This is a genomic window from Soehngenia saccharolytica DSM 12858 (assembly GCF_059568515.1).
The window spans coordinates 1-9,167 of the sequence record NZ_JCANTN010000047.1 but is presented as its reverse complement, the minus strand read 5'-3'; the positions used below and the strand labels follow the sequence as shown (position 1 = coordinate 9,167).

Annotated in this window: 6 protein-coding genes and 3 pseudogenes; 3 read left to right on the top strand and 6 right to left on the bottom strand. The window is 26.7% G+C overall.

Annotated features, from left to right (window positions below; all coding sequences use genetic code 11):
• Nucleotides 1-336 (top strand): annotated as a pseudogene (locus tag BO51_RS09650) (hypothetical protein); the annotation flags it as partial.
• On the opposite strand, the gene BO51_RS09645 reads toward BO51_RS09650, so the two are convergent.
• The 4 genes and pseudogenes from BO51_RS09645 to BO51_RS09630 form a co-directional block, all read right to left on the bottom strand.
• Entirely contained in the window at nt 283-1,176 is an 894-nt protein-coding gene (locus tag BO51_RS09645; RefSeq protein WP_135270937.1) for an ATP-binding cassette domain-containing protein, read from the bottom strand. The pseudogene BO51_RS09650 and the gene BO51_RS09645 sit on opposite strands and share 54 nt — an antisense overlap.
• A gap of 69 nt (nt 1,177-1,245) precedes the next feature.
• Nucleotides 1,246-1,311 (bottom strand): annotated as a pseudogene (locus tag BO51_RS09640) (hypothetical protein); the annotation flags it as partial.
• A 144-nt stretch (nt 1,312-1,455) separates the two neighbouring features.
• Nucleotides 1,456-2,922, bottom strand: coding sequence for an ATP-binding cassette domain-containing protein (locus tag BO51_RS09635; protein WP_496486175.1), 1,467 nt, complete (start codon nt 2,920-2,922; stop codon nt 1,456-1,458).
• Nucleotides 2,894-4,183 (bottom strand): radical SAM protein, encoded by a 1,290-nt coding sequence (locus BO51_RS09630; protein WP_135270939.1) that lies wholly within the window; start codon nt 4,181-4,183, stop codon nt 2,894-2,896. Before BO51_RS09630 ends, BO51_RS09635 begins: the two co-directional genes overlap by 29 nt.
• A 266-nt stretch (nt 4,184-4,449) precedes the next feature.
• On the opposite strand from BO51_RS09630, the gene BO51_RS09625 reads away from it, so the two are divergent.
• A complete protein-coding gene (locus BO51_RS09625) occupies nt 4,450-4,971 on the top strand; it encodes a transposase (RefSeq protein WP_209315274.1) in 522 nt (173 codons plus the stop codon).
• 381 nt (nt 4,972-5,352) lie between these two features.
• The gene (locus BO51_RS09620; RefSeq protein ID WP_209315275.1) at nt 5,353-5,553 is read left to right on the top strand and encodes a hypothetical protein; all 201 of its coding nucleotides are present in this window, start codon (nt 5,353-5,355) and stop codon (nt 5,551-5,553) included.
• 806 nt (nt 5,554-6,359) lie between these two features.
• Here the strand turns inward: BO51_RS09620 and BO51_RS09615 are convergent.
• Together BO51_RS09615 and BO51_RS09610 are read right to left on the bottom strand one after the other, a co-directional pair.
• Nucleotides 6,360-6,578: a DDE-type integrase/transposase/recombinase gene (locus BO51_RS09615; RefSeq protein WP_209315276.1), complete on the bottom strand. Its 219-nt coding sequence runs from the start codon at nt 6,576-6,578 to the stop codon at nt 6,360-6,362.
• A gap of 2,112 nt (nt 6,579-8,690) precedes the next feature.
• Nucleotides 8,691-9,167 (bottom strand): annotated as a pseudogene (locus BO51_RS09610) (IS256 family transposase); the annotation flags it as partial.

The following is a 9,167-nucleotide window of genomic DNA, read 5'->3' as shown; positions in this document are numbered from 1 at the left end:
GAGCAAGCTAATTCTTTTTTATCTGAATTTATGGTTAAGTACAATAGAAAATTTAGCGTTTCTCCTGAAGATAATACTTCTGCTTTTAGAGCTTTGGATGAAAGTATTAATCTTGATCATATACTTTGTATTAAAGAAAAGCGTATGATTATTGAGGATTCTGCTTTTTCTTATGGGGGAAAGTATTATCAGCTCTTGAAAAATGGTAAAAAGGCTAGTGCATTACCTAAGGCTAAAATAACCGTTTTAATTAGCAATAAAATTGGTGTTAAGGCTATATATTCAGATGTTATTGATTGTCAATTTTACTTGACAATCAATAGTTATCTCATCTGAAGTAAATTTCAAACTTCCTAAAAATATTCTAGCAAGTGTTAGTTCGCTTTTCGTAAATTCATAACATAAAAATTCTACTGGTGTTAATTTTATATCAAAATCCTTAAGATAATCTTGAGGCATATAGCCATACCTAATTTTACTTTTTTCAAGCTCATTCATAATTATATTCAAAAGTGTACTCTTTCCAGCTCCATTCTTCCCAACTATACAAATTTTCTCTGGGCCACGAGTATAAAGCTCTATATTTTTACTCAAAATACGATTTTCAACTTTTAAAATTGGTAATTCAAGTTTAAGTACTTCACGCTTATTTGGTATTTTTACATTATTAAATGTAAAATCAATAACTTCTTCGTATGTTGGCTTTTGTCTAAGATGATTTTTTTCTTTTTCATACCGTTTTCCCATTGATTTAACTGTATGCATTTTATCTTTTAAATTTTTAGCAGTGCTTGGATCACCACGAGATACTGAACGTAAATCATGTTGAACCATTTCATATACCTTTTGATACTTTCTCATTTTCTTATCAAATTCAGCTTTATCACTATTTGCAAGTTTAAATTGTCTATCAATCAAATTCTCACACTTAGTTACATATTCTTTATATCCAATATCTGCAATAGTATAAAATGGCTTTGTTCTATGGTAAACAGGTAACATAGTTGTTTGAATGAAGTTTTCTATAGTCTTAACCGATTCAATATCAAGATCATTCGTTGGTTCATCAAGTATGAGAATTGTAGGATTTTTCATTAGTTCTAATAAAAGAGCATACTTTATTTTTTCTCCACCAGAAAAATTATGAACACTGCTATTTCCTTCTATAATCTCCAAAGGTAATTGTAATAAACTTAAAAGTTCAAAATATAAATTATAGTCAAATAGAATCGGATTTGAAATAGTTTTTAAAAGCGTCGATTTTCCATTTCCTTCTTCACCAATTAATGCAACCTTTTTATTAGAATTTATTGAGAAATTAAATTAGAGAGAATTTCTCTATTTTTGTTATTTAATACTATTGATAAATTTTCTAATATTATCATATTAACACCTACTCAATACCATCAAATACTATTTCAATAATTTTAATATATACAGCTTCATGATTGAAATCTATCTCTTTGCACCTATTTTTATTAAATTAATATTATCATTTTTAGTTATTAATTCATCGTGAGTGACAATAATGACAATTTTATTCATTGATAATAAATCCTTGATTTTATTTAAAACTATGATTTTGTTGTTAACATCTAAATAATTTGTAGGTTCATCAAAAATATAAACCGATTTGTCTGTTTTTAGTGCTAACTCTATTTGTGCTAATTTTTTCTGTCCCAAAGATCCATTATATCTATTTTTGAGTATTCCATATTTACTTATATAAGAATTGCCAGGTATGTATACTATATCATTTGATAATTTTTCAGGTGATTTATCGTTTATTAAAATTTTACCTTCATATCTATCCGTTATATTTAGTATTCCTTCTATTAATGTAGTTTTCCCTACACCATTATCGCCCATTATCACATTTAAAGTATTGCGCTCCAAATTTAATGTTAATGGATTATGAAGTTCAACTCCATTTTCATCCAAGCCAACGTAATTAAATAATTTTATATTGTTAATTTTTTCGTCGAATAGTTCAATTTTAGATAGATTTAAAAACTCTTGAAAATTATTTATGGCAGGTTTTACGGATAAATAATTACTTCTAGCTTCAAATAGAAATTCGATGGGAGTCCAAAACTGAGAAATGTAAATTTGAAAAGCAGTAAACACTCCAATAGTTATTTTATCAATGAATACAAGCCAACCAGATAAGATTCCTGTTGCCAATATTGCAGCGTTTAGCATCCCATAAATCAATATATTATTTATAAAGGCTTCCGCCTTCGTTTTTTTTAATAAATTATTTGAAAATCTATTGAAAAATTTATCCAAAGGTGTCAGTTGCTTAACATTTAAGAACCGCTCTTCTTTTGTAAGCTTATATTGATCAACCATGTACCCTTTAACCTCTTCCATATCTTCTAGATGATCTGATGCATAATTTGAAATGATTCGTCCATATTTATACGATATGTAAGCAGACACTGGAACTACTATTATCATCAACACTGCAATTAAAGGAGACAATTGGAATGAAATTAAAAAAATCAAAATTATGGTAATTACAGAAAATACTATATTTATTGGATATTCAAAGATAAAAGGCTTGATCAGTTCAAAATTTTGTCCTATTTCTTGATTGATTTTTTCTTCATCTAATTTTTCAGTTATTAAATTGTAATTCTCAAGATTACAATTTATTTCTTTAAAAATATTGATGTAGCTTTCACTATAAGCTTTTCCCATAAAAACATCTAATAAATAATCTAAATATTGCCCCACTAAAAAAATAGATATGTTTAACAAAGCAAAAAACTTTAGTTTTTCAAGATCCTTTTGCATAACACTGTCAATAAACTTCATTGTAATCAATGGAGCAATTAAATAGTAAACTTTCAATACAGCTTTAATAAATATGTATGTATTTAGTGTCTTTTTAGAAACAAATCTTATGAATTTGAACATTATTATACTCCTCAATCAAATCATCAATAGAATCTATATTTTTACTCAATAAACCATAGTTATTTAATTTAAAAACAAACAATATTTTATTTACCATTTCTATTAGCTTAGGATTACAATATTTATTTAAACTACCGATTTTTACATATTCTTTATAAGGGCAACCACCTTTACATAAATAATACATACTACAACCATAATTATTACATATAGTAACTAATGGGTTTATATCTGCTATATCTATTTTACAATTTTCAGATAGTTTATTTTCTACATAGTTTTCGTTATCAACAAGAGAATAACATTTTATTAAATCTCCATTAGGTAAAATTGTAACAGAATTATTATTTTTAATCATACAATTTCCACCAATTACATATTCTCCACTTAACTCAAAACCACTTTTATATAAACTAAAATACAATTTCATTAACAAATCATATTTTTCATTTTCAACAATGTAATTTACATCCTTTTGAGGAACATCTACAAAATCAAAGTATAAGAAAAATTTACTTCTATAAACCGGAATTATAGCATTATTTAATTCCTCAATCAAATTGATAATTGAATCTGAATTTTTATTACTAACATTAATTCTCACCGATAAATTAATTGAACTAAATTCCCTTAAAATTAATTTTATATTATTTAAGATTAAATCATATGTATTAAAAAAATCTTTGCCTTTTCTTTCATTATTGTGGAATTTTTTTGACCCGTCAAGAGAAAGTTGCATACTAAAGTTATTTAAATCAAAGAAATTTAAATGTTCTTTTTCAATTAAAGTCCCATTTGTTATAATAGAATATTTAAATTTTCTATCAGGAAAGTTAATTTTAAGTAAATTAACTAATTTATATATATATTCAAAATTATTTATTGGTTCTCCGCCAGTAAACTCCACAGAAACATTTTTCGATGGATATTTAGATATATTATATTGAATAAAATTAAATATTTGTTCATCATTAATATTTATTTTTTCATATTTTTTAATTCCAGACTCATAACAATAAGAACACTTAAGATTACAATCAGTATTAGTAACTATAACAAAATCTAAAATTTCTTCATTTTGATTAATTGTCTCAAAAAAATCTAAAGAATTCAACTTTTTTAAATTTTCATTTGTAATAATAGTTTCTTGCTTATCTAAATTCAAAAAATTTTTATCAACTTCTATAATACAAAAGTTTTTCAGATTTTTTATAAGAATTGATTTTGAACCATTATAATATTTAAATATTGAAGTTTTCATATATTTATCTCCTCTTTAAATCGGGTAGTGTCAATAAGGCACTCCTATTTTTTTATTAAAACCTTTATATTATCAAGGGTTTCAGAGTTTTTATAGAATAAAAAACAATGACCCCCTTTTTCTGTTATAATAACTAGTTGCACAATCCTGAAACCCGCATAAACACTGCCTTTTATTTATAAAAATGGCTTGGATTCCTCCGTTTTGGGTATATAATCATTGACAAGATGTGTATAACTCAAAACAAATGATGAAAGGAGAATCCTATGCCAGTTTCAGCTAGACAATTAAACTTTTGTGATGTTTCCAAAGACTTTGATAAGTTCTATAATCAAAATCAAGAAACTTTACTAACTTTACTTGATGAATTTATTAATATAAGTGATTTTATCCCTTTTTCTTTTTATCAAAATTATTATTCTAAATTAGGTTCTAAAAGAGATTTTTCACTTGAATCTATGTTAAATGCTTTTATACTTAAAAATATTTTATCGATTCCTTCTATTGATCTTTTAATTACTTTTTTATCTATATCTCCTAATATTCGTAAGTTTTGTGGTTTCTTAAGAGTGCCTCATAAATCGCAATTTTCTAGGTTTAAGTCAGAATATCTAGATGATTTTAATGACCTTTTTCATAATCTGGTTGACAAAACTGAAGATATATCTAAGAAAATCAATCCTTTTCTATCTTCTATCCTAGTTTCTGATACTACTGAATTTGAAGCTTATGTTGCTGAGAATGATACTAAATTTTATCAGTCTATCCTTCATAGATCCAAGACTTAAACTAAGATTCTTGCTAAGGATAATCTCGATTCTACCTTTGATCCAGAAAAATATGTCCAAAGTCAAATGCCTAAAACAGCATCCTCAAATAATGATGTGAAGCTTGCTTATCTAAATGGGCATTTTGGCTATTTTCAAAAGTGCATCTTTACTACCAATGGTCTAGATGTAATTAGAAACGTTAATTTCTTCGATTCTATTAATAACCTGGAATTAGATTAATATCCTCAGGAAACTAAGCATTCTTATGATTCTAAATCATTAATTCCTACTCTGGAGACATATTTTCAATTTCATCCTAATTTCACATATAATTACTTTCTAGGTGACTCTGGTTTTGATGTAGTTGATAACTATGCTTATCTTCACCAGAAGAATATCATGCCAATTATTAGACTTAATCCTCGTAATGAACAGTCTTTGCCTCAACCTGGATTTAATGAAGTAGGTGTATCACTTTATCCCTATGATTCTTCATTACCTATGGTTTACGATGGTATTACCCGTGAAAAAGGACGTTCAGACAGAATTAAATATATCTGTCCTAAGGCTAAGAAAACTAGAATCAAAGGAAAAACTTAATATATATTAGAATGTGATAAACCATGTACTCCATCTAAATGTGGTAGAATAAAGCAAATCACTGCTAATCATGACTTTAGATTTAACACATCTATGCCTAGGGATAGTTTAAAATGGTAACTCTTATATAAGCTAAGAGCAATCATTGAACGTTCAATTTCTTAAATTAAGAATTTTATGCAATTATTATCTTCAAAGGTTAGAAATACTACATCTTTAAAATCAGATATCCTGCTTGCTTGTATATCACAATTAATTGCTTTTTTCCTAATGTATAGAACTAATAATTCAGAAACACCACTAGCTATCAAATCATTGATTGCTTAATTTTAAAAATTTATAGCTTTTTCAAAAGGTTTAAATTATGCCTTTATTTTGTGATGCTCTTTTTCGTGTATATCTTGTTATTTTATTTTTTTAAAATTTGTTATCTGTTGATAACTTTGAAATTACATTTTACAACTATCTGCTGTTATAATTTGAATTGACACACAACAAATTCTAAAGAAGGTTGGTCATTGTTATATCTCAAATTATATCCTATATACTTGTTGGACTCGTATCAAAAACTTATAGACAAAAGTTTAACTTTAACGACACTACACTAGCAGCTTCATATACTGCTTGTGGGGTCATATAATCAATAGAACTATGAATCCTTTTTCTGTTATACCAGGATTTTTATATTCAAATAATGCCTTAAGAGCAACATTGAAATCATAGTATTTATGATGATTAATTTCTTCCCTTTTTAATACAAATGAAAAGATTCAATGCAAGCATTATCATATGGGTTTCCTTTCCTATTAAAAGAATGTACTTATACCATTTGAAGCAAGAAAACTTTCAAACTCATTGCCAGTGTACTGTGAACCTAAATCGCTATGTAGAATAATCCCTTCCGTGCTAACAACATTTAAACATGCATTTTCCACTGCTTTTATAGTTAAACCTGCAGTCATAGAAGTTCCATAAGCGTAACCTATGATCTTTCTACTAGACAAAGGCAAGATATGTCCATCCATCCATTGTTTCTTATCTCTCCTTAAAATTTGTTGGCCTCTTTTCGACATTTTGAAGATACATGAACTAAGGCCTTGTAATAGGTACTTCTAGGGAAATTTAGAGCCTTGCATATAAGTTTGACAGTATATTTTGACTTGTATTTTCGATAAATACAATGATTTCATTTATCATTTTCTTACGAATATGGCAGTAGCTTTTTTAAATATTTCATTCTACATTTTAAGTTCAACAATACATTTTTGCATCGCTTGAAATTCCTTGGATGTAATTTCCTTATTTTTAGCTATTTTTTTACTGCAAAATGCTGTTTAATCCACTTATAAATAGTTACCATTACTAAACCATCTCACGGCTCCGTTCTAAGATAAGCTGGCTAGAGTTGTACAGATCAATAATTTGTTTCTTAAAATCATACGTATACCGGATACTGTTTTGGACATTATTTAACATACCTTTCTCACAACCTATTTTAACGTGTTAAACTTTTCGTGCCCACACTTATATACTAACACCATTAGGCTTAATATACTCTAATGTTGCTTTATATAAATTTTTAACTCTTGATAATATTGTTTATTCATATTTTAGAATACTTATCTTCTTTTTTAGTTGAAAATGGCAAGAATTGCCTTGAATAATTCTTCTATTATAAACAAATATTCTTTTAAAAATGTTTCTTGAGATTCTTTTTGCCTAATTAAAGGATTATATGATCATATCAATGTTTCAATTGTTTATTCTTTTAATGTCATTAAGACTTTTTAAAAAGAAATAAAAGTTGTTGATTAAGCTATTAAAAAAGCATTTTGGGAACTAGTCAATGCCTTTTTCATCTGATAATGCTAGAATAAACTGGAATAAATATGTAATATATTTATTTTAAACTGCAAGTAGCGTTATCCATCATGATTCAATTTCTTAAAAATTTCATCAAGCTAAATACGATAAAACAAATACTCATAAACACAAAAGACCACTTGCACAAAATATAAGTAAATTTATTAGTTTATTTTTTGAGTTTTTTCTCAGAAAATAAACTCCATTCCAGCGAAACGGTCAAATCGAATAATTTATTTCTTTATATAATTTATTTCTTTATAATAATCTATTTTACATAAAGTGTTTTACTATGCAAATTTTTAGCATTTTTTAATATTATTTTCATTTTATTTGACATATTATTAAGTTGCTTAAAATAATATAAAATTATTTAAAAAGAGTTATACTTTAACTTAAATTATTATTTATTATTTTGCAAAAATTTTATTTATAATAAAAATACTGTACAATAGAATTTGCAAAATAGAACATCTAAAATTTTTTAAAATAAGATAGGTGACTCAAAAGCCAGTTTTTGTTTAATAAGTATGGCGATACCTAAGCACACGAGTCTTATAAAAAGTAATCTTAACCCTTAATTGGAAAAACACTTTATAATCGCCTCTGCAAATATTAGCATTACATGAACTTATGGGTCAACCTATCTTATTTTTTAATTAATTCTACTTCTTTGAGGACACTTGTCCCCGTTAATAGTTGATTTTTCAATTAATTTAACCATTGATTTTTCCCTCCTTAATCATATTTGCGTATAATAGTATTACGCTGACATAATTGTATATAAAAATATCCTAAATTGCAATATCAAATCATTTATATAAATATTCTATGATAATTGCAATGACCACCCGTCTAACGGGTGGTTTGCTCTGAGGCTATAAGCCTCTGTTACCGGCCAGCGCCTAAAAGAACATTAGTATTACTTACTAACCCCTTAAAAGGGTCTTCATATTCCTTGACACTAAGCTTATCCAGCGCTATGTCATGTTTTTTTCCTGGGTAGTGTGAAATAGTTTGTGTTTCATCATTCCAGATTAAGGAATTTGACTAAATTTAAAACTATTTTTAGATTAAAATTAAGTTGATTAGATTTCGTAAAAATCAAAAATTTATTTATTACGTTTAGTATATTTTTACATAGCAAAGCTAAGCTGTCAAGTTCTTTAGCTTTTTAATGAAATATACTAAATTAGTAGTAGCAGTAGATGTGGAGCTTGTGGTTAATTGCATAGCAATTATCCATCAAATCCACATCTTATTTCTTTTTTAGGCTATTTATTTAAGATATCTTCAAAGAATATATTTAATTGAGCTAGTATTTGATCCCAACCCCTCATCCTTGATGTCCACTTAGATGTGGCATTTACCATTGCTAAATAAAGGCTCTTTTCTAAAGAAAAATCTGTAGGAAATATTGTCTTATCCTTTGTTACTTTTCTTAGTTGCTATTAAAATTTTCTATGGTATTTGTTGTATACATCAGCTTTCTAATTTCTGGTGGATATTTAAAAAATGTTGATAATTCAGCCCAGTTATTCCGCCAACTTGCTATACAACTAGGATATTTTTTGCCCCATTTATCTTCAAAGTACCCTAGTTGTATTAATGCTGTTTCTTCAGTGTTTGCTTTATACACTGTCTTTAAGTCTTTCATTAATTCACGTATATCCTTGTAATTTACATATCTTGTAGAATTTCTAATCTGATGAATTATGCATTTTTGAATCTCTGCTTTTGGATAAACTGCG